20 protein-coding genes are annotated in these 22,490 nt (G+C 59.6%); 6 read left to right on the forward strand and 14 right to left on the reverse strand.

What is annotated here, in order from left to right; genetic code table 11:
- Nucleotides 1-81 precede the first annotated feature (81 nt).
- Together H598_RS0108030 and H598_RS0108035 are read left to right on the forward strand one after the other, a co-directional pair.
- Complete coding sequence (locus H598_RS0108030; protein WP_028112556.1) at nt 82-1,419, forward strand: M16 family metallopeptidase; 1,338 nt, start codon at nt 82-84, stop codon at nt 1,417-1,419.
- Nucleotides 1,416-2,864: a M16 family metallopeptidase gene (locus H598_RS0108035; RefSeq protein ID WP_028112557.1), complete on the forward strand. Its 1,449-nt coding sequence runs from the start codon at nt 1,416-1,418 to the stop codon at nt 2,862-2,864. The genes H598_RS0108030 and H598_RS0108035 overlap by 4 nt, the downstream gene beginning before the upstream one ends.
- Before the next feature lie 49 nt (nt 2,865-2,913).
- On the opposite strand, the gene H598_RS0108040 is transcribed toward H598_RS0108035, so the two are convergent.
- The 3 genes from H598_RS0108040 to H598_RS0108050 all read right to left on the reverse strand — a co-directional run bounded on the left by H598_RS0108040 (nt 2,914) and on the right by H598_RS0108050 (nt 7,190).
- The gene (locus H598_RS0108040) at nt 2,914-3,936 is read right to left on the reverse strand and encodes a P1 family peptidase (protein ID WP_084144384.1); all 1,023 of its coding nucleotides are present in this window, start codon (nt 3,934-3,936) and stop codon (nt 2,914-2,916) included.
- A 124-nt stretch (nt 3,937-4,060) separates the two neighbouring features.
- Nucleotides 4,061-6,088 (reverse strand): elongation factor G, encoded by a 2,028-nt coding sequence (gene fusA / locus H598_RS0108045; RefSeq protein ID WP_028112559.1) that lies wholly within the window; start codon nt 6,086-6,088, stop codon nt 4,061-4,063.
- 199 nt (nt 6,089-6,287) lie between these two features.
- Nucleotides 6,288-7,190, reverse strand: coding sequence for a LysR family transcriptional regulator (locus tag H598_RS0108050; RefSeq protein ID WP_028112560.1), 903 nt, complete (start codon nt 7,188-7,190; stop codon nt 6,288-6,290).
- A 97-nt stretch (nt 7,191-7,287) separates the two neighbouring features.
- On the opposite strand from H598_RS0108050, the gene yjjG reads away from it, so the two are divergent.
- Nucleotides 7,288-7,962 carry a pyrimidine 5'-nucleotidase gene (gene yjjG / locus H598_RS0108055; RefSeq protein WP_028112561.1) on the forward strand — a complete coding sequence of 225 codons (675 nt, stop codon included), beginning with the start codon at nt 7,288-7,290 and terminating at the stop codon, nt 7,960-7,962.
- 3 nt (nt 7,963-7,965) lie between these two features.
- Here the strand turns inward: yjjG and H598_RS0108060 are convergent, their stop codons facing one another.
- The 3 genes from H598_RS0108060 to H598_RS0108070 form a co-directional block, all read right to left on the reverse strand.
- Nucleotides 7,966-8,430: a tRNA (cytidine(34)-2'-O)-methyltransferase gene (locus H598_RS0108060; protein WP_028112562.1), complete on the reverse strand. Its 465-nt coding sequence runs from the start codon at nt 8,428-8,430 to the stop codon at nt 7,966-7,968.
- An 81-nt stretch (nt 8,431-8,511) separates the two neighbouring features.
- On the reverse strand, nt 8,512-9,939 hold the full coding sequence (locus H598_RS0108065; protein WP_028112563.1) for an ATP-binding protein: 1,428 nt from the start codon (nt 9,937-9,939) through the stop codon (nt 8,512-8,514).
- Nucleotides 9,927-10,607 carry a response regulator gene (locus H598_RS0108070; RefSeq protein ID WP_028112564.1) on the reverse strand — a complete coding sequence of 227 codons (681 nt, stop codon included), beginning with the start codon at nt 10,605-10,607 and terminating at the stop codon, nt 9,927-9,929. Before H598_RS0108070 ends, H598_RS0108065 begins: the two co-directional genes overlap by 13 nt.
- A 161-nt stretch (nt 10,608-10,768) precedes the next feature.
- Between H598_RS0108070 and H598_RS0108075 the strand changes: the two genes are divergently transcribed.
- Complete coding sequence (locus H598_RS0108075) at nt 10,769-11,263, forward strand: Spy/CpxP family protein refolding chaperone (protein ID WP_028112565.1); 495 nt, start codon at nt 10,769-10,771, stop codon at nt 11,261-11,263.
- A 109-nt stretch (nt 11,264-11,372) separates the two neighbouring features.
- The gene (fieF, locus tag H598_RS0108080) at nt 11,373-12,272 is read left to right on the forward strand and encodes a cation efflux pump FieF (protein WP_028112566.1); all 900 of its coding nucleotides are present in this window, start codon (nt 11,373-11,375) and stop codon (nt 12,270-12,272) included.
- Here the strand turns inward: fieF and glnG are convergent.
- The 4 genes from glnG to glnA all read right to left on the reverse strand — a co-directional run bounded on the left by glnG (nt 12,269) and on the right by glnA (nt 16,913).
- Complete coding sequence (glnG, locus tag H598_RS0108085) at nt 12,269-13,663, reverse strand: nitrogen regulation protein NR(I) (protein ID WP_028112567.1); 1,395 nt, start codon at nt 13,661-13,663, stop codon at nt 12,269-12,271. The two genes, fieF and glnG, sit on opposite strands and share 4 nt — an antisense overlap.
- Complete coding sequence (gene glnL / locus H598_RS0108090; RefSeq protein WP_028112568.1) at nt 13,660-14,706, reverse strand: nitrogen regulation protein NR(II); 1,047 nt, start codon at nt 14,704-14,706, stop codon at nt 13,660-13,662. The genes glnG and glnL overlap by 4 nt, the downstream gene beginning before the upstream one ends.
- A gap of 184 nt (nt 14,707-14,890) precedes the next feature.
- The gene (locus tag H598_RS0108095) at nt 14,891-15,409 is read right to left on the reverse strand and encodes a DUF4124 domain-containing protein (protein ID WP_028112569.1); all 519 of its coding nucleotides are present in this window, start codon (nt 15,407-15,409) and stop codon (nt 14,891-14,893) included.
- 94 nt (nt 15,410-15,503) lie between these two features.
- Nucleotides 15,504-16,913: a glutamate--ammonia ligase gene (gene glnA, locus H598_RS0108100; RefSeq protein WP_028112570.1), complete on the reverse strand. Its 1,410-nt coding sequence runs from the start codon at nt 16,911-16,913 to the stop codon at nt 15,504-15,506.
- Nucleotides 16,914-17,192: 279 nt separating this feature from the next.
- Here glnA and typA point away from each other — a divergent pair, with 279 nt between their 5' ends.
- The gene (gene typA / locus H598_RS0108105) at nt 17,193-19,031 is read left to right on the forward strand and encodes a translational GTPase TypA (protein WP_035415692.1); all 1,839 of its coding nucleotides are present in this window, start codon (nt 17,193-17,195) and stop codon (nt 19,029-19,031) included.
- Between the two features lie 117 nt (nt 19,032-19,148).
- On the opposite strand, the gene H598_RS23740 is transcribed toward typA, so the two are convergent.
- The 4 genes from H598_RS23740 to H598_RS0108125 all read right to left on the reverse strand — a co-directional run bounded on the left by H598_RS23740 (nt 19,149) and on the right by H598_RS0108125 (nt 22,348).
- Complete coding sequence (locus H598_RS23740) at nt 19,149-20,384, reverse strand: 4Fe-4S binding protein (RefSeq protein WP_051252585.1); 1,236 nt, start codon at nt 20,382-20,384, stop codon at nt 19,149-19,151.
- Between the two features lie 114 nt (nt 20,385-20,498).
- A complete protein-coding gene (locus tag H598_RS0108115; protein WP_028112572.1) occupies nt 20,499-21,131 on the reverse strand; it encodes a DUF2959 domain-containing protein in 633 nt (210 codons plus the stop codon).
- 9 nt (nt 21,132-21,140) lie between these two features.
- Nucleotides 21,141-21,356, reverse strand: a complete 216-nt coding sequence (locus H598_RS0108120; protein ID WP_028112573.1) for a hypothetical protein — start codon at nt 21,354-21,356, stop codon at nt 21,141-21,143.
- A 119-nt stretch (nt 21,357-21,475) separates the two neighbouring features.
- A complete protein-coding gene (locus H598_RS0108125; RefSeq protein ID WP_028112574.1) occupies nt 21,476-22,348 on the reverse strand; it encodes a DMT family transporter in 873 nt (290 codons plus the stop codon).
- Between the last annotated feature and the right edge of the window lie 142 nt (nt 22,349-22,490).

The following is a 22,490-nucleotide window of genomic DNA, read 5'->3' on the forward strand; positions in this document are numbered from 1 at the left end:
TGCGAGGCGTTTATTCTTTGCTCTGCCAGCCGGTGGCTGGCATGATGTTTTGTTAATTTTTCAGTAACAAGGAGCGGTCTGGTGAAACAGTTACTCACCCCGGCTTTGGCTCTGACCCTGACCTTGACCTTGATGCCGGCATTGGCGCAGGCATCGGAACCGTCAGACGTGCAGAGCTTTACCCTGGATAACGGCATGAAGATTCTGGTGTTGGAGGATCACGCCATTCCCAATGCCAACATGTACCTGTTCTGGAAGGTGGGGTCGCGCAACGAAGTGCCCGGCATCACCGGCCTGTCACACTTCTTTGAACACATGATGTTCAACGGCTCCAAAAACTACGGTCCTAAGATGTTCGACCGCACCATGGAGGCCGCCGGGGGCGCCAACAACGCCTACACCACCGAAAACGTCACCGTGTACACCGACTGGTTCCCGGCCGATGCCATCGAGACCATCTTCAAGTTGGAATCGGATCGCATCGCTCATCTGAACATCGATGCCAAGATGGTCGAAAGTGAGCGTAATGTGGTGGCGTCGGAGCGCACCACCGGGCTGGAAAACTCCAATTGGCGTGCACTGCAGGAAGAGGTCAAGGCGACGGCGTTTCGGGCTCACCCTTACAGCTGGAGCGTGATTGGTCATGAGTCCGACATCTACGCCTGGACTCTGGATGACCTGAAGCAGTACCACAAGACTTACTACGCTCCCAACAATGCCGTGGTGGTGATCGCCGGTGCGGTGGAGTTCGAGCAGGTCAAGGCGCTGTCCGAGCACTACTTCGGTACCATTCCTGCCCAGACCCCTCCGGCCAAGGTGCGGACCGTCGAGCCGGAGCAGAAAGGGGAACGACGGGTGTACGTCCGTAAGGAGTCGGTGACCAGCCCCAACCTGATGTTTGCCTATCACGTTCCCGAAACTCAGCACCAGGACAGCTACGCCCTGGACGTGCTGATGTCGCTGCTGATCGACGGCAACAGCGCTCGTCTCAACAAGGCGCTGGTGGACGAACAGCAGTTGGCCCTGGGCATCGACGGTTACGTCCCTGAGAGTTTCGACCCGAACCTGCTGTACCTGTTTGCGGTGGCCAAACCCGGTGTTACCGCGGCCACTCTGGAACAGGCGATGATCACCGAGATCAACAAGGTGGCCGCCGACGGCGTGACTCAGGATGAACTGGATAAGATTAAAAACGCCAAGCTGATGGGATTCTACGACACCCTGGAAACCATCAATGGCCGTGCTAACACCTTGGGCACTTACGAGCTGTTCCAGGGGGACTGGCGCAAGATGTACAGCGCTCCGGAGGCCTACGCCAAGGTCACCCGTGAAGATGTGCAGCGGGTTGCCCGCACCTACCTGAAGAAATCCAATCGCACCGTGGGTGTGCTGGCCGCCGAAGAGGACAACGATCAATGAGAGCCCTGACCCTGTCATTGGCCGCCATGATGCTGGCGGCCTGCAGCCAGACGACCCCGAAAACCGACGTCGTGGCTGCCCCTGAAACCAACGCGCCGGTGTTCAAAGCGGTGGAGACTAAAGCCTTTACCCTGCCGGCGTATGAGACCGTGACCCTGAAGAACGGCCTAACCCTGCAGTTGATGGAGAAGCGCAATGTGCCGCTGATCACCGCCTCGGCCACCGTCCGTGCCGGTGCGGTGAATGACAGCGTGCCTGGACTGGCCACCATGACCGTGGATGGCTTACTGCTGGGCACCGAACGGCGCAGCAAGCAACAGTTGGAGGCCCTGGTTGACAGCCTGGGGGCCAGCCTGAGCACCGCTGCCGGTAAAGAGGGCAGCAGCGTGTCGATGCGTTTCATGAGCAAAGACGCCGATGTGATGCTGCCGCTGTTGGCGGAGCTGTTGCGCAAGCCCAGTTTCCCCGAAGACGAGGTCGACAAGGCCAAGGTTCGCTACGCAGCGCAGTTGGCGCAACAAAAGGAGAGCCCTCGCCAGGTGATTGGCTTCTATTTTGACAGCCTGCTGTATGGGGAGCACCCCTACGCCAATGCCACCGTCGGTGAGTCTGATGCGGTGTCTGGCATGGATAACTATGACCTGAAAATTTTCCACGGCAGCTGGTACCAGCCGCAGAACATGGCCATTACCCTGGTGGGGGATTTCGATGCCACTCAGATGAAGCAGCGACTGGAAGGGCTGTTTGATGACTGGCGCGGTGCTAACACGCCGGCTAAGCCACAGCTGGCCAAACAACTGCCGAACCCGAAGGCGGCCTCGGTATTGCTGGTGGATAAGCCGGATGCCATCGAGACCACCTTTATCATTGGTGGCCCGGGCGTCTCCCGCGATGATCCGGACTACGTGGCCCTGCAGGTGCTCAACACCATCCTCGGTGGCCGCTTCACCTCCTGGCTGAATGACGAGTTGCGGGTCAACGCCGGACTGACCTACGGTGCCCGCTCCCGCTTTAACACCTATTCTGCCGGTGGCAGCTTCCAGATCAGCACCTTTACCGCCACCAAGAACACCCAGGCGGCGGTGGATCTGGCGCTGAAGACCTACGCCCGCCTGTGGCAGCAAGGCGTGGATCAAGCCACCCTGGATTCCGCCAAAGCGTACGTAAAGGGGCAGTTTCCGCCTAAGTACGAGACCTCGTCTCAGCTGGCGGGACTGCTGGGACAGATGTACCTGTATGGCTTTGGTCCGGAGTTCATCAATGAGTTCCAGAATCAGGTCGACAGCCTGACGCTGGAACGCACCCAGGCGTTGATCGCCAGGGCCTTCCCTCACGACAATCTGCAGTTGGTGATGATCGGTAAGGCCGACGACATCCGCTCTTTGGCGGCAGAATACGGGCCGGTGCGTGAAGTGGCCATGGCCGCTGACGGCTTCCGCTTTTAAGCGCAGCGGTACCACAGAAAACGGAGCCCTTGGGCTCCGTTTTTTTTGATTACCGGGTCAGGTCGGACGCGGCGGGCAGGCCGCCGGCGGCGGTGGCGGCCTTAACCGCGCGGTGAATCGCCTGCTCCACCACTTCGGCGGCAATGACGCCCACTGCGTTGATGTTGCTGACCTCTATCTCGCCGGTGCCGGCGGCAAACAGGGTGTCACCGTCGTACATGGAGTGGACCGGGCGAATCGCCCGGGCATAGCCGTCGTGGCCCATCTGGGCCAGCTTCAGTGCCTGGGATTTGGTCAGCTTGGCGTTGGTGACAATGGCACCGATGGTGGTGTTGCGGCCGGCGAAGCCTTCGCCGTTGGCACCGGCCAGGATCAGGTCGGTGCCGGACACAAACCGCTGACCGTCTTCGCTGCGGGTGCCGGCGACCACGGTATTGCCGTTGACCACGTCCCCCCAGGCATTCACCGCCACCACTGCGCCGACGACCAGGCCGTTGTCCAGAGTCAGGCTGTAGCTGCCGATGCCGCTTTTGGTGGCCCGGCCCATGCCGGCAATCTTGCCGACGCTGGCGCCGGTGCCGGCGCCGACGTTGCCCTCTTCAAGGCCCTGACGTTTAGCGCTGGCGGCAGCCCGGTAGCCCATGTCGGCATCGGGGCGACGCTTAGGATCCCCCAGTGCCAGATCGAACAGTACTGCGCCAGTAACGATGGGAACGTAGGCGACACCGGTATCGAAGCCGATCTTTTGCTCCTCCAGGTAGCGGGCGACGCCGCTCATGCTGTCCAGGCCGAAGGCGCTGCCCCCGGACAGGACAATGGCATGCACTTTATCCACCAGGTTCTCCGGCTTGAGCAGATCGGTTTCCCGAGTGCCCGGGGCGGCCCCGCGCACATCGACCCCGGCGGTGGCGCCGCCATCGAAGCGCAGCACGGTCACGCCGGTAAGCCCCTGTGGGTCTGCGGCCTGGCCGATGGCCAGCCCCTTGATGTTAAACAGTGAGTCGGTGTGGTAGTCGGCCATGGCCGGTCCTCCGAGCAAGGCGCACAGCGCCGCAATGATCCATCGGGACATGCTGGAATCCAAGTGAGAATGATCGGGTGTGCATTGAGCTTATCAGATTCCACCCGGGTTGACCGTGAACCGCCACCAAAACAAAAAAAGGCGCTCAAAGAGCGCCTTAGTTGTTGATTGCCCCTTAGTGCATCAGGGATTCCTGCACATTGGGTGGGGCCACTTCGTAGCGACTGAAGGTCATGGAGTACTGGCCTTCGCCTCCGGTCATCGCCTTGAGCCGGGTGGCGTAGTCGTCCAGTGCCGCCAGCGGCGCTTCGACGTTGATGTCGACGCTGCTGTTGTCCAGCGCCTCGGTGCCACAGACCATGGCTCGATGGGCGCTGAGATCGCCGGTGATGTCTCCCATCTTGTCCTGGGGCACCTGAACGTGCATGTCCACCAGGGGTTCGAGGATCACCGGACTGGCCTTGGAGACCGCTTCCAGAAACGCTTTCTTACCGGCGGCCACAAAGGCGATCTCCTTGGAGTCGACCGCATGATGTTTGCCGTCCAGCACCACCACCTTGATGTCCTGCATCGGGAAGCTGGCCAGGAAACCCTGAGCCATGGCCTCCTTGACGCCCTTCTCGATGGCCGGAATGAACTGGCCCGGAATGGCGCCGCCGACCACCTGGCTTTCAAACTGGAAGCCTTCGCCGCGGCCCAGAGGTTCGATGCGCAGGTGCACCTCACCGAACTGGCCAGCGCCGCCGGTCTGCTTCTTGTGCCGGTGCATCGCTTCCGCCGCAGTGGTAATGGTCTCTTTGTAGGCCACCGAAGGTTTGGCGGTTTCCATGTCGACGTTGAACACCTCGTTGGCTTTCTCCAGGGCGATCTGTACGTGCAGGTCGCCTAGGCCCTGGAGTACGGTTTCGTTCTGGTTTTCCTGGTGTTCAATGTGCAGGCTGGGATCTTCCGCCACCAGTTTGTGCAGTACCTCGGCGATTTTTTGTTCATCACCGCGGCGCTTGGGCTTCACCGCCAGGCCGAAGATGGGTTGAGGCAGGTCCAGCTTCGGCAGGTGGTAGTGGTCCTCGTCATGGCTGTCATGAAGAATGGCGTCTACCTCCAGGCCGTCGATCTTGGCCAGGGCGAAGATGTCGCCGGGGATGGCGTGCTTCAACTCCAGTTGCTTACTCCCCTGCAGCTTAAACAGGTGGCTGACCTTGAATGGCTTGCGGCCATCGCCAATCAGCAGGCGCATACCGGTGTTGATGCTGCCCTGATGCAGACGGACGACCCCCATCTTGCCGACGAAGGGGTCTATGCCTACCCGGAATACATGGGCCAGCACATGATCCTCTGGGTTTTGGCTAATGGTGACCGGTTGTTCCTGTTCGCCCCAGCCTTTGAGGAACTGGGGTGGGGTCGCCTCCAATGGGTTGGGCATCACTTCGACCAGGACTTTCAGCAGTGCCGACAGGCCGATGTCTTGCTCGGCACTGGTAAAGCAGATGGGCACTAGGTGGCCCTGGCGCAGGGCGGTTTCCAGCGGGGCGTGCAGTTGCTCCGGACTCAGGGATTCTCCCTGTTCCAGATACAGCTCCATCAGGGCTTCGTCCTCTTCCAGTACGGTATCGATGAGCTCGTCATGGACGCTGGTGACGTCACTGAATAGGGTCTGGGCGCTACTGTCGGGTGCAAAGTAGCAATCGGCGACGGCGCTGCCGTCGGCCAGCGGCAGGTTGACTGGCAGGCAGCCATGGCCAAACCGGGTTTGAATCTGTTCCACCAGGGCTTCCAGCCCGGACAGGTGATCGTCGATGTGGTTGATCACCACCACGATGGCTTTGCCCTGCTCTCGAGCGTGTTCGAAGGCGCGCTGGGTGACGGCTTCGATGCCACGATCTGCATGCACCACCAGCAGCACCGATTCGACCGCCGGCAACGGCAGCAGCGCCCGGCCAAAGAAGTCGGCCAGTCCGGGAGTGTCGATGAGGTTGATGTGGTGATCGTGGTAATCGAAGGAGAGGAATGAAGGTTCCAGGCTGTGGTGATGGGCTTGTTCTTGGGCAGTAAAATCGGCGTGATTGGTGCCCTTGTCGACCCTGCCGCGGTTATTGATGGCATGGGCCCGGTACAACAGGGCTTCGATGAGGGTGGATTTCCCGCTTCCGGTGTGGCCCATCAGGGCCAGGTTCCTTATCTGCGCGGTACGATACTCAGGCATAGTCGCCTCCTTTATCTTTGTTGAATCCGGCAGTCCATTCCGAGTATAGGTAGCAAACTGGAGGTAATTATTGACCAAGGTCACGCTTTTTGCGGTCAAGAATTGTTCGGAATAACCCGCCCTGAAGGCAGCCAAACGAAGGAGGAAACGCTGAATTCATTTTCACACTCAGAGCTTGGTTCTGAGTCGAGCGTTTGAGTCAACGCTCCCAGGGCGGCGGGTTATGCCCGATAGTCTGTTGTAAAAATTCAATAAATACCCGGGTCTTGGCGGGCTGGCCGTGACGCCCCGGACTCAGGGCGTAGACGTTATGGCGCGGCAGTGGGTGATCGGGCATCAGGGCGACAAGTCGACCGGCCTTGAGCGAGTCGGCGACGATAAAGGTGGGCATCTGGGCGATGCCGACACCGGCCAACAGGGCGTCCAGCAGGACGTCGGAGCTGTTGGCGCGGAAGTTGCCGCTCGGCTGAACTCGATGGCTGCCCAGTTGCCAGTGGCTGCCGCCGAGGAAGTAGCTGTAGTGCAGGCAGTTGTGGTGTTGGAGCTGGGCGGGATGAGTCGGGATACCGGCGAGGTCCAGGTAGGCCGGGCTGGCGCACAGCACCGATTGGCAGGGGGCCAGACGCGTCGCGACCTGGGGGGAGTCCGGCAGATGGCCAATGCGAATGGCCACATCGATGCCCTCCTGCACCAGATCGATCATGCGGTCGTCCAGCATCAGGTCGATGCCGACGTCTGGATAGCGCTGAAGGAACTGCGGCAATAATGGGCTGATGTAGCGACGGCCAAACACCATGGGCAGGCTTAGACTCAGGGTGCCCTGTGGGTGGCTGAGGCGCTGTTGCAGCCTGGCCTGGCTATGCTGCATCAGTTGCCAGGCACGATGGGCGTCCCGGTAATACTCGTCACCGGCTTCGGTGAGGCTGAAGCTGCGAGTGGTGCGTTGCAGCAGTTGCACCCCTAACTGCTGCTCCAGTGCGTTGATGCGTTTACTGACCGCCGACGGTGTCAGGCCCAGGCGGGTGGCCGCGGCCGAAAAGCTGCCGCTTTCCACCACGGCCACCAGCACCGGCAGGCTGGCAAAGGGATCTCGATTTGGCATTTATTCCCTATGGGACATGCAGAATTTCCTAAAGTGTGATTATAACGCCGCGAACGCTTGTGTAGAGTAGGGCCAGCACATTTTAAGGAGCACGATTTTGAACTACGACTGGATTCTGTTTGATGCCGACGACACCCTGTTTCATTTCGATGACTTTGCCGGCCTGCAGCTGCTGTTTGCTCGCCGCGGCTGTGACTTCGACCGGCAGCATTATCTGGAGTATCAGCAGCGCAACCGCCCGTTGTGGGTGGCGTATCAGAATGGCGAGATCGGAGCCCGGGAGTTGCAGCAGAGCCGGTTTGAACCCTGGACCAGCAAGCTGGCCTTGTCGGCGGCGGAGATCAATGCGGCGTTCCTGAAGGCGATGGCCGAGGTGTGTCAGCCGTTGCCCGGGGCAAGAACCTTGCTGACGGCGCTGCACCGTCAGGCACAGTTGGGCATCATCACCAATGGCTTTACCGATCTGCAGCAGGCGCGATTGAAGAATACCGAGCTGGAGGGGCTGTTTTCGCTATTGGTGATCTCGGAGCAGGTGGGGGTGGCCAAACCGGATCCTCGCATCTTCGATCATGCCAAGTCGCTGATGGCAAACCCGGCGGCACAACGGGTGCTGATGGTGGGGGACAACCCTCATTCCGACATTATCGGTGGTCAGCGAGCCGGATTTGATACCTGCTGGCTGAATCAACACGGCCGCCCCTGCCCGGATGGCATTGTGCCGGACTTTCAAGTGCGCAGCCTGCCTGAGCTGCAGGCGCTGTTGCTGGCCTGAGCCTTACACTGCCCCGGCAAACCCTTGCTGGCGCCAGGCTTCATAGCTGACGATGGCGACGGTGTTGGACAGGTTGAGGCTGCGGCTGCTGCCGAGCATGGGGACCCGAATTCGCTGGGATTCGGGAATGGCATCGCGAACCGGTTGAGGCAGGCCACGGGTTTCGGGGCCAAACAGCAGCACGTCGCCGGGTTGGTAGCTTGGCTCGGTGTGAGGGCGGCTGCCCTTGGTGGTTAACGCGAACAGGCGTCGCCCGGCCATGGCCTGCAAAAACGCGTCATAATCGGGGTAGCGGCTCACTCGGGTCAGATCGCCGTAATCCAGCCCGGCTCGACGCAGTTTCTTCTCTTCCAGATCAAATCCCAGTGGCTCAATCAGGTGCAGTCGGCAGCCGTTGTTGGCACACAGGCGGATGATGTTGCCGGTGTTGGGGGCGATTTCGGGTTCGTACAAGGCGATTTCAAACATGGGGTGTGCCGGTTGCGTTAGGAAGGCGGAATGGTGACACAGCCAACCCGGCCGCCGCAAGCGCGGTGGCCGGCTGGTTGTTCAGGCGGCGGGCAGGTTCAGGGTGACCTTCAGTCCTCCCTGTTGGCCCAGAGAGGCGGCCACGCTGCCGTGATGGGCGGTGGCGGCGGCCTGAACGATGGCCAGTCCCAGTCCCCAGCCACCGGATTGACGATCCCGGGCCTCAGAGACGCGATGGAAAGGTTTGAAGATCGCCTCCAGCTGTGCCGGCGGCACGCCGGGCCCATCGTCTTCGACGCTGATCAGCACGCGCTGTTGCCGCTGTTCGGTGGTCAGGGTGATGCGGTGCTCACCGTAGCGGATGGCATTGCGCAGCAGGTTTTCCACTGCTCGGCACAGCAGGGTGTCGTTGCCCACCAGGGTCAAGCCATCGGCCAACTGGGTGTGCACCTGTTTGCCTTGCTGTTCCGCTTCGAAGCGGGCGCCGTCTATCACTGCATCCAGCAGACTGTCCAGGGCAAACCGCTGCCGATGTTCGCTGCCTTGATTGGTCAACCGCGACAGCTGCAGCAGCTCCTGAATCATCATCTCCATCTGGTCCGCCTGCTGGCCCAGACGCATCAGTTCATTGCTGTCTTGGCCTTTCTTGCGGGCCAGGGCCAGGGCCAGCTGGATGCGGGTCAAAGGGGTGCGAAGCTCGTGGGAGATGTCGGAGATCAGCCGCTGCTGCTCTCGCACCTGAGTGCTGAGGGAGCTGGCCATGGCATCGAAGCTCTTGGCCAGTTGGCCGACCTCGTCGCGACGATTGAGAATGTGGCGATCGACCCGAGCATCGAGATCGCCTTCGGCCAGTTGCTGTGCGGTGCGTTTGAGGGCGTTCAGCGGTTTGCCGAAGTGCCAGGCGACAAAGCCGAAGATGATGCCCGAGGCCAGCGCCATGGCCAGGATCAATACCAACGGGTTGTCCTGCAGATAGAACAGCCAGGAGCGTGGGTGGGATTTGCGCATCTCCACCAACAGCAGGTAGGGCTCACCCTTGAGGGTCAGGGGCTGAGGGCCAAACACCACCGCACTGCGGGAACGCACCGACAACTGCTGCTGCAGGTTCTCGCTTTCCAGCAGGAATTTTCGGACCGGCTTGGGCAGTCGCTGCTGGTGTCGGCCCAGGACGCCGCCCTGGGGAGTGACGATGTGAAACCGGAACCGATCGTCTTTCAGCGGCCCGTCTCTGAATTCGGGGCGCTGCATCATTCCTGGCGGTGGTCGGCGATCCGGGTGTCGTAACCGGTCAACGAAGCGATCCACGTCCTGAATCGGTAACCGTTCAATGCGCCGGGCGGACTTGGTCAGCATCTCCTGTTGCCAGGTTTGCAGTGGCTGACGGTCGTCCAGTTGCTGGAATTTGGGCAGCAGAATGACGGCGCCGACGATCACCAGAGAGGTGAGCCAGAACGCCAACAGCAGCTTGATGAACAGCCGGTTTGGCAAACCCGCCCCTACTCGAGCCATATGTAGCCTTTGCCGCGGACGGTTTTCACCCGCGGGCGACCGTCGCTACGCTCTGGCAGTTTGCGGCGCAGGTTGGAGAGGTGCATGTCCAGGCTGCGATCAAAAGGCATCAGCTTTTTGTTCAGAACCGTCACACTGAGCTCCTCTTTGGAGACGATCTGCCCGGTCTGGCTAAGCAACGCATGCAGCAGGGAAAATTCGGTGGAGGTCAGGGTTATGGACTCTTGTTGGTGCCATACCTCCTGACGTCCGGGGAACAGGGTCAGATCCCCGGCATTGAGTTGATCGGTCTGAGGGTCGGTTTTGTCGTGGGTGCGGCGCAAAATGGCCTTGATGCGAGCCACCAATTCGCGGTCGTTAAACGGCTTGGGCAGGTAGTCGTCGGCACCGATTTCCAGTCCGACCACTCGGTCGATGTCATCGCCTCGGGCAGTGAGCATTAATACCGGCAGTTGACTGTGCTGACGCAGGGATTTGAGTACCTCGAAGCCATTCATTTCTGGCAGCATGACGTCCAGCAACAGCAGGTCAAACTCCTGTTTCAGAGCCAGCTCCAGCCCTTCGCGGCCATTCTGGCTGCTGGTCAGCTCAAAGCCTTCCATCTGCAGCAATTCTGTCAGTAACTCACACAGATCCAGGTCATCTTCGACCAGCAGAATCTTACCCATTGTTGCCCTCCTATACCTTCTATAGGCTAAGCCTAACTCGTGTCGCGGGGCTTACTTGCCTTACTTTACACAGTTTTACGCAGTGATGCAGTTGCCTAACATTGCAGCGGATATTCTGGATACGTCGATTACATCTACCTCAGTCCAGAAAGGAACCGATTATGAAAACTGCAAAACGCGTTGTCCTCGCCTCCGTTGCCGCCGTTGCTCTGGCTGCTACCGCAGTGGCGGGTGTCGCCGCTCAGGACAAAAACTACGGTGGGGGTTACTACGATGGCCACCACAAACAAGGCAAGCACGACCGCGGCGGTCGTGGCCACGACATTCGCAAGATGCTGCGCTCTCTGGATCTCAGTGACGAGCAGAAACAACAGGTGCGCGACATCATGACTCAGGCTCGTGATAACCGGGTCAAGCCGGACATCGAAGCCGTGAAGCTGCAGATGGAGAAGCGCCAGCAATTGCTGGAGAGCCCGGAGTTTAATTCTGAGCTGGCCAATGAGCTGATTCAGTACCGCCAGACTCGCATGGCCGAGCGTCAGTTGCAGCAGATGCAGACGCATCACAAGATCTATCAGATTCTGACGGCGGAGCAGAAGCAGAAGCTGGCGGATCGCAAGGCACAGAAGATGGAACGGATGTTGGATAAGTTCTGATTTTTGCACTCTCTCTGTATGACGGGGCCCTTGGCCCCGTTTTTTGATCCGCCATGGCGCGGGTAGCTGATACAATTGCGACAGTTTTGAATTCAGCAAGGGCAAAGCAATGCCAACTCCTGTTCGTTCCGAGTATCAGTTCTGGGTGACCTGGGCCAGTCGTGCGTCGGTGGCCACCGCCAGCGTTCTGATCATCGCCAAGTTGGTGGCCTGGTTTTACTCGGGTTCCGCCAGCATGCTGGCTTCGTTGACCGACTCCCTGATGGATGCGGCGGCGTCGCTGATCAACCTGATGGCGCTGCGGCTGGCGATTCAACCGGCGGATGACAATCATCGCTTCGGCCACGGTAAGGCCGAGCCGTTGGCGACGCTGGCCCAGGCTGGCTTTATCCTTGGCTCCAGCTTTCTGCTGGTGTTCCATGGGGTGGACCGCATTCTTAAGCCGGCCGCGCTGTCACATTCCGGTATCGGTATCGGCGTGTCGGTGTTTGCAATCGCGTTGACTCTGGCACTGCTGTATGTGCAGCGCCATGCGGTCAAGGTTACCGGCTCCACCGCCATTGCCGCCGATGCCCTGCACTACCGCTCAGACCTGCTGCTGAACCTGGCGGTGTTGATCGCCCTGGTGCTGGCGTCGAAAGGATTCTGGTGGGCGGACGGGGTGTTCTCGGTGCTGATCGCTCTCTATATCGGCTACGGGGCCATCACTCTGGGGTACGAGGCGGTACAACTGCTGCTGGATCGTGAAGCTGAGCCGGAGGTGCGCCAGCAGGTTGAACGGCTGACACTGGAGGACCCGCGGGTGTTGGGACTGCACGATCTGCGCACCCGCCGCTCTGGCCATGTGCTGTTCGTGCAGCTGCACATCGAACTGGAGAGCGACATCTCATTGCGGGATGCCCACGACATTGCCGACGCGGTGGAGCGGCGCATTCGCACCGCCCTGCCGGACAGCGACGTGATCGTGCACCAGGACCCGCAAAGCGTGGTGGTCGCCGAGCCTGGCTAGAGACCCAGCTCTTTGATCTTGCGGGTCAGGGTGTTGCGGCCCCAGCCGAGCAGCTTGGCCGCCTCCTGTTTGTGACCGCGGCTGTGGTGCAGGGCGGTTTCCAGCATGATCTTCTCAAATTGAGGCAGTGCCGTTGCCAGCAGCTCCTGCTGGCCCTGCCTCAGGGCATCCTCAGCCCAGGATGCCAACCCAGATTGCCAGTCTCCCGGCTGACGAGGGGGCTCCTGCCCGCTGCCTGTTTGCAGTTCTGGCGGCAGGTCCGCGGGCAGGATCTCCTGACCCGAAGCCATGACGGTCATCCAGCGACAGCAGTTTTCCAACTGGCGTACATTGCCCGGCCATTCCAGAGTCACCAGCTTTTTCACCGTATCGGGGTGCAGCCGTTTGGCGTCCACGCCCAGCTCCTTGGCGGCGCGGTTGAGGAAGTGGCGGGTCAGAGCCGGAATGTCTTCGCTGCGGTCCTTGAGGGCCGGCAGGTGCACGCGGATGACGTTAAGGCGGTGGAACAGATCCTCACGAAATTCACCGTCGGCGACGCGGCTCTCCAGGTTTTGGTGGGTGGCGGCGATGATGCGCACGTCCACCTTGACCGGCTGATGGCCGCCGACCCGATAGAACTGACCGTCGGCCAGCACCCGCAGCAACCGGGTCTGCACGTCCAATGGCATGTCGCCGATCTCATCCAGAAACAGGGTGCCGCCGTCCGCTTGTTCGAAGCGGCCCTGGCGGACACCGGCGGCGCCGGTAAAGGCGCCTTTTTCATGGCCAAACAGCTCCGATTCAATCAGGTCTTTGGGAATGGCGGCCATGTTGAGGGCGATAAAGGTCTCGCTGGCGCGGGGGCTGTGTTTGTGCAGCGCATGCGCCACCAGCTCTTTACCGGTACCGGACTGGCCGTTGATCAGCACGCTGATGGTGGAGCGGGACAGCCGCCCGATGGCGCGGAACACTTCCTGCATCGCGGGCGCTTCGCCGATGATCTCTGGCACCGGAATGGCCGCTTCGCGGCGGGGCTTGGTCTGAGTTGCCGACTGCTCCAACGCCCGTTGAACCAAGGCCACGGCCTCGTCGATATCGAACGGCTTCGGCAGGTATTCAAAGGCGCCGGCCTGGTAGGCGCCGACGGCACTGTCCAGGTCCGAGTGGGCGGTCATGATGATCACCGGCAACTGCGGGTAGTGCTGTTGCACCCGCTCCAACAGCGTCAGGCCGTCGGTGCCCGGCATGCGGATGTCGCTGATGATGGCGTCCGGTTGTTGATCCGCCAGTGCCTGCCACAGTGACTCGGCGCTGGCAAAGCTGGCGCTGCTGATCCCTTCGGCCTGCATGGCCCGCTCCAGAACCCATCGAATGGAGCTGTCGTCGTCCAGTATCCATACTCGCTCGTTCATTGGCTCTCCTTAGTGGTCATCAGTGGCAGCATCAGGGTAAAGGCGGTGTGGCCGGGCCAGCTGTCGACATCGATGCGGCCCTGGTGCTGGGCGACGGCGTTCTGGGCGATGGACAGTCCCAACCCGGATCCATCGGCCTTGCCGGTTACCATCGGGTAGAACAGGGTATCTTTGAGCTTGTCGTCGATCCCGGGACCGTTGTCGATGATGCTGACCATGACCGCCATGCGATGGCGTTTTCCGGCAATGGTCACCTGACTGCAGGTGCGGGTCTTGAGGGTGATGGTGCCCCGTCCCTCCATGGCTTGGGCGGCATTGCGGACGATGTTCAGCACCGCCTGCTGCAGCAGATCCCGCTCCATGTCGAAGTCGGGAATCGACGGGTCGTAATCCCGGACAAACACCAGAGTGTCGGGAAACTCCAGGGCACAGAGTTGGCTGACTTGCTCGAGCACCCGGTGAATGTTGGCCACCACCCTGGGGCCGGGTTTCTGCGGCCCGAGCAGTCTGTCCACCAGCATTCTTAAACGATCCGCTTGCTCAATAATGATGCCGGTAAACTCCTTCTGACCCGGTTCGGTCAGTTGTCGCTCCAGCAGTTGGGCCGCACCCCGCAGGCCGCCGAGGGGGTTTTTAATCTCATGGGCCAGTCCCCGCACCAGCAATTGTGCCGCATGGTGCTGGGCGTATTGGTGCAGTTCCTGGCTGATGCGTTGCTGTTGATCGATGACTCTGAGCTCCAGCAATCCCTGACCGTCCTGCATCGGAGTTAGGAACAGGTCCACCGTGTGGTGTTGACCGTCGAGGGTGATCAGGCTCATGGCGTAGAAAGCGGACCCCTGATGGCTGGCCAGGCTGTGTTGCAGTTGCGCCGGTTCCAGACCGATGCGTGAGACGCAATCGGTCAGACGGATCTCGGTCAGGCGTCGACGGCTGAGGCCAAACAGTTGCTCGCAGGCCTGATTGGCCAACTGCACCATCAGTTGGTTGTCCACCACCATGACGGCGGCAGTCAGGTGATTTAACAAGCGGGTTTCCTCAATCGGTGCCATTGGGGTGGGTACTCCTGTGGTGACGGCTATCCCTAAGATACCACTGCACCAATTTGGTGCAACACCGGTGTGGTGGTGTGCACTTCATTGGTGATGCGCAACAAAAATGGGCTGTCGTGGCCGAATTCCGACCCGGTGGGGAAACACTGCAAGTTGTTTGCCACAATGCGTGGAGTCAGGTGCCTTTGCGCTGTGACTGCAGCACCGACTGGCGGTGCAGGTGAACGGTAATGGCGTCGCTGCTGCCCAATAACTGCCCCTGGTCGTCGATGGCTTGCAACTGCAGTTGATGGCTGCCGCGATCGACGTTGTCCAGGGTCATCGCCTTGCCGTTCATCGGTTGAGCCTGACCGTCCAACAGCAGCAGCAGGCGATGATTCCGGGCCAGGGCCGGGGTTACGGTGGCTTTGACGGTGATGCGGCCGCGGTTGTCGCGTAAGGTGGCATCTGCCGTCGGGGTCAGCAGGGTTAATTGGTAATGGGGTGCCGCATCCTCGGCCTGAGGATCGGAACCCGCGGGCAAGGTCATGGGGCGAATGCGCACCTGGCTATCGGCTGTCGGTTGCAAGCGGTCGGCTCGGGCTTTGGCTGGGGCCGTGTCGCTGTAATGAACCACGCCGTTGGCGTCCACCCAGCGGTAGACGGTGCCCTGGGCCAAGCCGCTGATCAGCAGCAGTAGTAACAGAATCCACATCCCTGGGCTCCTGATGGCGTACGTAGTCAGAGTGTAGCAGCCACAAAAAAGCCCACCAGAACGGTGGGCTTAAAATGCTGGTTTGTTTTTATTTTTAGCAGCTGTAGTACATGTCGAACTCAACAGGGTGAGTGGTCATGTTCAGGCGTTCAACCTCAGCACGTTTCAGCTCGATGTAGGAATCGATGTAATCGTCAGAGAACACGCCGCCGGCGGTGAGGAACTCACGATCCGCATCCAGGCAATCCAGGGCTTGTTCAAAGGAGGCAGCAACAGTTGGGATCTCTGCGGCTTCCTCGGCTGGCAGGTCGTACAGGTCTTTGTCCATCGCTTCACCAGGATGGATCTTGTTTTTAATTCCGTCCAGGCCGGCCATCAGCATGCTGGCAAAGGCCAGGTACGGGTTGGCGGTTGGATCCGGGAAGCGCACTTCGATGCGGCGCGCTTTCGGGCTGGGTACCACTGGAATCCGGATGGAGGCCGAGCGGTTACGGGCGGAGTAGGCCAGCATAACCGGGGCTTCGAAACCGGGAACCAGTCGCTTGTAAGAGTTGGTAGACGCGTTGGCAAAGGCGTTAATAGCACGGGCGTGCTTGATGATACCACCGATGTAGTACAGGGCAGTTTCGGACAGGCCGCCGTACTTGTCGCCGGCAAACAGGTTCTCGCCGTTCTTCATCAGCGACTGGTGGCAGTGCATGCCGGAACCGTTGTCGCCGACAACCGGCTTAGGCATGAAGGTTGCGGTCTTGCCGTAGGCGTGGGCCACGTTGTGAACCACGTACTTGTAGATCTGAATTTCATCTGCCTTTTCAACGATGCTGTTGAACAGGGTGGCGATTTCGTTCTGGCCGGCGGTAGCCACTTCGTGGTGGTGTGCTTCGACGGTCAGGCCCATCTCTTCCATCACCAGACACATGGCGGAACGCAGATCCTGCGAGGAATCCACCGGAGCCACTGGGAAGTAGCCACCCTTGACGCCAGGACGGTGACCCATGTTACCGCCTTCGAAGTGCTTGTCGGAGTTCCAGCTGGCTTCTTCGGCATCGATTTGGTACATGGAACCGGCCATGTCGGTCTTGAATTTGACGTCGTCAAACAGGAAGAACTCCGGCTCTGGACCAAAGAACACTTCGTCGGCAAAGCCGGCGCTGCGCATGTAGCCTTCGGCGCGCTTGGCGATGGAACGCGGGTCGCGGTCGTAGCCCTGCATGGTGGTCGGCTCGATGATGTCGCAACGCAGGTTCAGGGTGGACTCTTCGGTAAATGGGTCGAGTACGGCGGTGGCCGCATCCGGCATCAGCACCATGTCGGACTCGTTAATGCCTTTCCAACCGGCGATGGAGGAGCCGTCGAACATCTTGCCTTCTTCAAAGAAGTCGCCGTCAATCTGGTGGCTGGGCAGGGAGACGTGTTGCTCTTTACCTTTGGTATCGGTGAAGCGCAGGTCGACAAACTTCACATCGTTTTCTTTAATTAGTTCTAATACGTGTTCGACAGACATCCTGTTTACCTCCAAATGGCGTGTACGGCCCTAAATGCTCTGCCACAGCCTATGCTAAAGCTGTGCCAAAGTATTAAGTTATTGATGTGTAGGGTTTTTGGTGAAGGAGTGTAGCGAGCGGGATACCAAATTGCACCATAATGGTGCGTGGGTTGCTTAATTTTGGTGCAATGCACCGAGAGTAACGCAGCGACTTCCATGGCTTCTGCTCGTTGGTGAAAAAAAGCACTATCCTGTTGCTGTCCGAAAGAGTAGAATAGCCGCCCTTTTGATGCAACCATGGAGCCAGGCAGAATCGTGCTGGACAAACTAAGAAATATTGCGATTATCGCGCACGTTGACCACGGCAAGACCACCTTGGTGGACAAACTGCTGCAGCAGTCCGGAACTTTAGAGAGCCGTACTGATTTCGACGAACGCGTGATGGACTCCAACGATCTGGAGAAAGAGCGCGGTATTACCATTCTGGCTAAGAACACTGCCATCAAATGGAACGATTACCGCATCAACATTGTGGACACCCCAGGACACGCCGACTTCGGTGGTGAAGTGGAGCGTGTAATGTCTATGGTCGACAGCGTACTGCTGTTGGTGGACGCCCAAGAGGGTCCGATGCCACAGACCCGCTTCGTAACCCAGAAAGCCTTTGCTCAGGGTTTGAAGCCAATTGTTGTGATTAACAAAATTGACAAGCCGGGTGCTCGTCCTGACTGGGTAATGGACCAGGTATTTGACCTGTTCGACAACCTGGGCGCGACCGATGAGCAACTGGATTTCCAGGTGGTGTACGCCTCCGCACTGAACGGTTGGGCTTCTCACGATGCCGAGACTCAGGGCGAAGACATGACCGCCATCTTCGAGACCATCGTTGACCAGGTGTCGGCCCCTGCCGGCGACCCGGATGGTTCTTTCCAGATGCAGATCTCTCAGCTGGACTACAACTCCTACGTTGGCGTGATCGGCGTTGGCCGAGTGAGCCGCGGTAAAGTGAAGCTGAACCAGCAGGTCACCATTCAGTGCGCCAACGGCAATGTCCGTAATGGAAAAGTGGGCCAGGTACTGGGGTACCTGGGTCTGGAGCGTCACGATGTGGAAGAGGCGCAAGCCGGTGACATCATTGCGGTTTCCGGTCTGGGTGAGCTGAAGATCTCCGACACCATCTGCTGCCCGAACGAAGTGGAAGGCCTGCCGGCGCTGTCTGTGGATGAGCCAACCGTTACCATGACCTTCCAGGTAAACACCTCACCATTCTGTGGTCAGGAAGGTAAGTACGTGACCTCACGGAACATCCTGGAGCGCCTGGAACAGGAACTGGTTCACAACGTGGCCCTGCGTGTTGAGCAGACCGATGATCCGGACAAGTTCCGCGTTTCTGGCCGTGGTGAACTGCACCTGGGTGTTCTGATCGAGAACATGCGTCGTGAAGGCTACGAGATGGCCGTGTCCCGTCCGGAAGTGATTCTGCGTACCGTCGACGGTGTGTTGGAAGAACCCTACGAGACCGTTACCGTTGACGTCGAAGAGGAACACCAGGGCGGTGTGATGGAGAAGCTGGGCGTACGTAAAGCCGAGCTGACCGACATGGCACCGGACGGCAAAGGCCGCATCCGTATGGACTTCATCATGCCATCCCGTGGCCTGATTGGTTTCCAGACCGAGTTCATGACCCTGACCTCGGGTACTGGTCTGATCTATCACACCTTCTTCAAGTACGGCCCTCACAAGGGTGGCGAAATCGGCCAGCGCAACAATGGCGTATTGATCGCCAACGCGACCGGTAAAGCCCTGACCAACGCCCTGTTTAACCTGCAGGAACGTGGCCGCCTGATGATTGGACACGGTGTGGAAGTGTACGAAGGCATGATCATCGGTATTCACAGCCGTGATAACGACCTGACGGTAAACGCCCTGAAAGGCAAGCAGCTGACCAACGTTCGTGCTTCCGGTACTGACGACGCTCAGGTGCTGACTCCGCCAATCGTGATGACCCTGGAGCAGGCGCTGGAATTCATCGACAACGATGAGCTGGTGGAAGTGACTCCTGAGAGCATCCGCATTCGTAAGAAGCTGCTGACCGAATCCGATCGTAAGCGCGCGTCCCGCGAAGCGAAAAAATAAGTCGCCATTGCCGACAAAAAAAGAGCCGCTCTGCGGCTCTTTTTTTTTTGTCTTAATGCCAAGGGTGGTGGTCGACCCGAAGTGAGTGGCGATGTCAGCGAGGGCGGCCGCCTGGGGCTAATCGGCGACCGGCAGTACCGACAGTTGATCCAGCTTCGGCAGTATCGCCTGTCGAAGCTGTTCTGAGGATTCGCTCTGCCAGTAGCCGCCCAGGTAGCTGAACAGCGGAATCACAGTGACGAAAAACAGCAGGATAAGCAGGATCATTGACGGCTTCAGCGGCCAACGATGTCCTGGCAGAGACAGGGTCAGGGCGTCTTTCTTCGGGCAAGCCTGGGCACAGCGATGGCAGGCGTGGCAATCATCGACGCTGACGGTTTCCAACTGATGTACCGGAATGTTGGAGGGGCATGCCTGCTGGCACTTGCGGCAGTCCTTGTCGTCACACTCTCGCAGGCACAGGGCCGGGTTGCGGCGAATCTTGAATGGACTCAGCATCGACAACAGCCCCATCAGGGCGCCGTAGGGGCAGAAATAGCGGCAGAAGGCGTTGCGCTTAATGGTGGACAGCGTCAGTACCGCCGCCAGCAGTGCCAGGCCGATCAGAGAGGGATTGGTGAATCGCTGCCACATCGACAGATCCGCCATCAGGTGGCGTTCGCTGTTGAGGTAGTCTTCCAGGCCTGAGGAGGGGATCTCCATCACCAGGCACAGCAGCCAGATCAGCAGGCCGTATTTGGTCATCTTCAGGCTGCTGTCGAGCCAGGAGGGAAGCTGGTGATCTTTCTTCCAGTAGGGGTTGAGGCGTTCATACAGCACCTCGGAAAAGAACCCCACCGAACAGACCCAGCTGCAAAATGCCCGCTTGGTGATCAAGGCGGAGCCCAACAACGCCAGAAACAGCACCAGGGCGGCCGGGTGCTGGTGGTCGATGATGCCCTGCTCTATCCAGGCGCGCAGGGAGACCCCGGCGGTGATGGGCAGGTAGACATCCACCACGCTGGGGCGGGTCATCCACAGGCTGCCGGCGTGCATCTGCATGGCGTACAGGGCGTATTGTACCGCCACTATCACCATGGCGATGGCGAAGCCATTTTGGGTTAACTGCCGCAACTGGTCGAAGCGATCCATGGTGCGGGACGGCAGCCGACTGGGCAACAGCCAGCGCCCGGCGGTGACGGTCAGCAGGAAACAGAAGGAGGCCAGTACCAGCAGGATATCGTGGGCCATCAGCAATCCCAGCCCTGCGGTGACCGCAGCACTTATCACCCCGAGGCTACGGCTCAGGGAGACCACAATGCCCAAGGCGACCGTGAAGCCGGTGAGCAAGATTAAGGATTCGAAGATGGACATGGACCAGCCAAACAGTTTCAGATGGTCGCCAGTATCTCAGCCTACGGCCCCCTTGGCAGTGGCAGCGTTGTGGTTTTTAGACCCACTTAACAATTTGGATTGGAAACCAAATCTTTATTGCCCGAGGGTCTTAATAAATTGATCGGATTCGGCAATGGCTTTATTCATCTCGGTTATAAGAGACTGGACTTCGCCCTTGAGATCGCTGAACTCGCTGCCGATGGCGTTGACCGCATTGGCATTGAGGTTGTGCTTCAGGTACAGCTCGTTGTCTTTGAGGCGGGCCAGAACCGGTTCCATTTTCTGCTCGGCGCGGCGCATGCTCTTGAGCATGCTGGCGTATTGCCGTTTGGTGGCCGACAGGCGCTTTTCACTGTCGCGCCGCAGTTTGGCGGACTGGTACTGCTCCAGCTCCTGCTGCCACTCATCAAACATCGCCTCGGCGACGTCATCGATGCTGTCGATGCGGTCACGGACATCGTTGGCGGCCTTTTCCGAGGCCTGATATTCATCGCGGACAGTGTCGTAGACGTCTTCGAGGTCGCCGCCGTCAAAATCCACCAGTGTCTGCAGTTGCTCCAGGGCCGAACTGAACTGTTGCTGTGCCTCCTGTTGGCTCTCCTGGGCCGATTCCACCCGATCGGTAAGAATCTCCCGTTTGTGATAGCCCACTTGTTCGGCGGCGGCGTAGTATGCCGACTGGCAACCGCCGAGCATCAGGGCGGCGATCAGAATCCAATACTTCATAGTGGTCCCTTATCGGTATTTGGCGGCATCAATGATGCACCACAGGTGGAGAATGGCGCCGAGTATGGCCGGCACGATCAGGAAATAGAAAAAGTACCCTGTACTGACAAACACAAAGAACAGCAACGCGGCGAGCACTCGCCCCTGTACCAGCTGTCCCAGTCCGGGAATAAAAAAGCTGCAAATGGCGGCGATGACGTTACCGGCGGACCCCTGTCCGGACATGCGAACCTCCTTGGTTACCCTGCATACACTGAGCTCCGGGACCGAGTTTGCCCGGAAGTTGAGACAGTTATGTTAACACCGACCCGAGGTTCGGCAACACCATGGCGATGGCACTCGACTCAGCCCCGGTGTCGGCTCATCAGGTTGAACAGCGCCCCCAACAGAATCAAGCCACCGCCGACCAGGGTCCACAGCGCCGGAATTTCGGCAAACACCAGCCAGCCAAGCAGGATGGAAAACAGGATCTGTACGTAGGAGTAGGCCACGACCTTGTTGGCGGCCTCACCCTGCAACGCCTTGGTCAGCCCGACCTGCCCAACCTGGGTGAACACCCCAACCAGCAGCAGCAATCCTAGGGTCGGCAGGTCCGGCATCACCAGTTGATCCCCCAGTAGCAGCAGCGACACCGGCAGGGCCACCAGTGGGAAGTAGAGGATGATCACCGAGCTGTCCTCTTTGCCACTGAGTTTTTTTACCAGAATGTAGGCCACGGCGCTGCCGCAGGCGCCAAGCAGGGCGGCAACGACGCTGAACCAAGGCAGGGCCTGATCCGCAGAAGACAGGCCCGGCACCAGCATGGCGCTCAGTCCGCTCAGAGACAGCAGGATGCAGATCAAGGTGAACCGGTGCACCCGTTCGCCCAGAAAGTACCAGGCCAGCATCGCGGTAAAGACCGGATGCAGGTACTGCAGCAGGGTGGCCTCTGCCAGCGGCAGGGTGGTGACCGCGTAATAGACGCACATCAGTGCCAGGGTACCGACCAGACCCCGGGCCAGTAACAGCCCTCGGTGGCGGCCCAGCGGTGCCAATCCCTTGCTGCGAATATCCAGGTAGCTGAGGATCAGTGACACCAAGGCTCGGGCGGCGACAATCTCCAACACCGGAATGTCGCGGGCGCTGGTCAGCTTGACGCAGACGGTCATCAGGGCAAATCCCAGGGCCGACAACAGGGCATAGTAGAGGCTGGGGAGTGGTGGGGTGCGGGTCGGCATGGTGATGTCGAAACTTGGGGGGCTGGCTATCCGTGGCCGCCATAGTGGCGGTCGACCCGGTAGGGAGTCAAGGGCGGGGGTGACAGTAAACCGGGGGCCGGTGGAATCAAATAGGGTAAATTGTTCTTTTCTATGCCATGTT

Source organism: Ferrimonas kyonanensis DSM 18153 (assembly GCF_000425405.1).
Taxonomy (GTDB): Bacteria; Pseudomonadota; Gammaproteobacteria; order Enterobacterales; family Shewanellaceae; genus Ferrimonas; species Ferrimonas kyonanensis.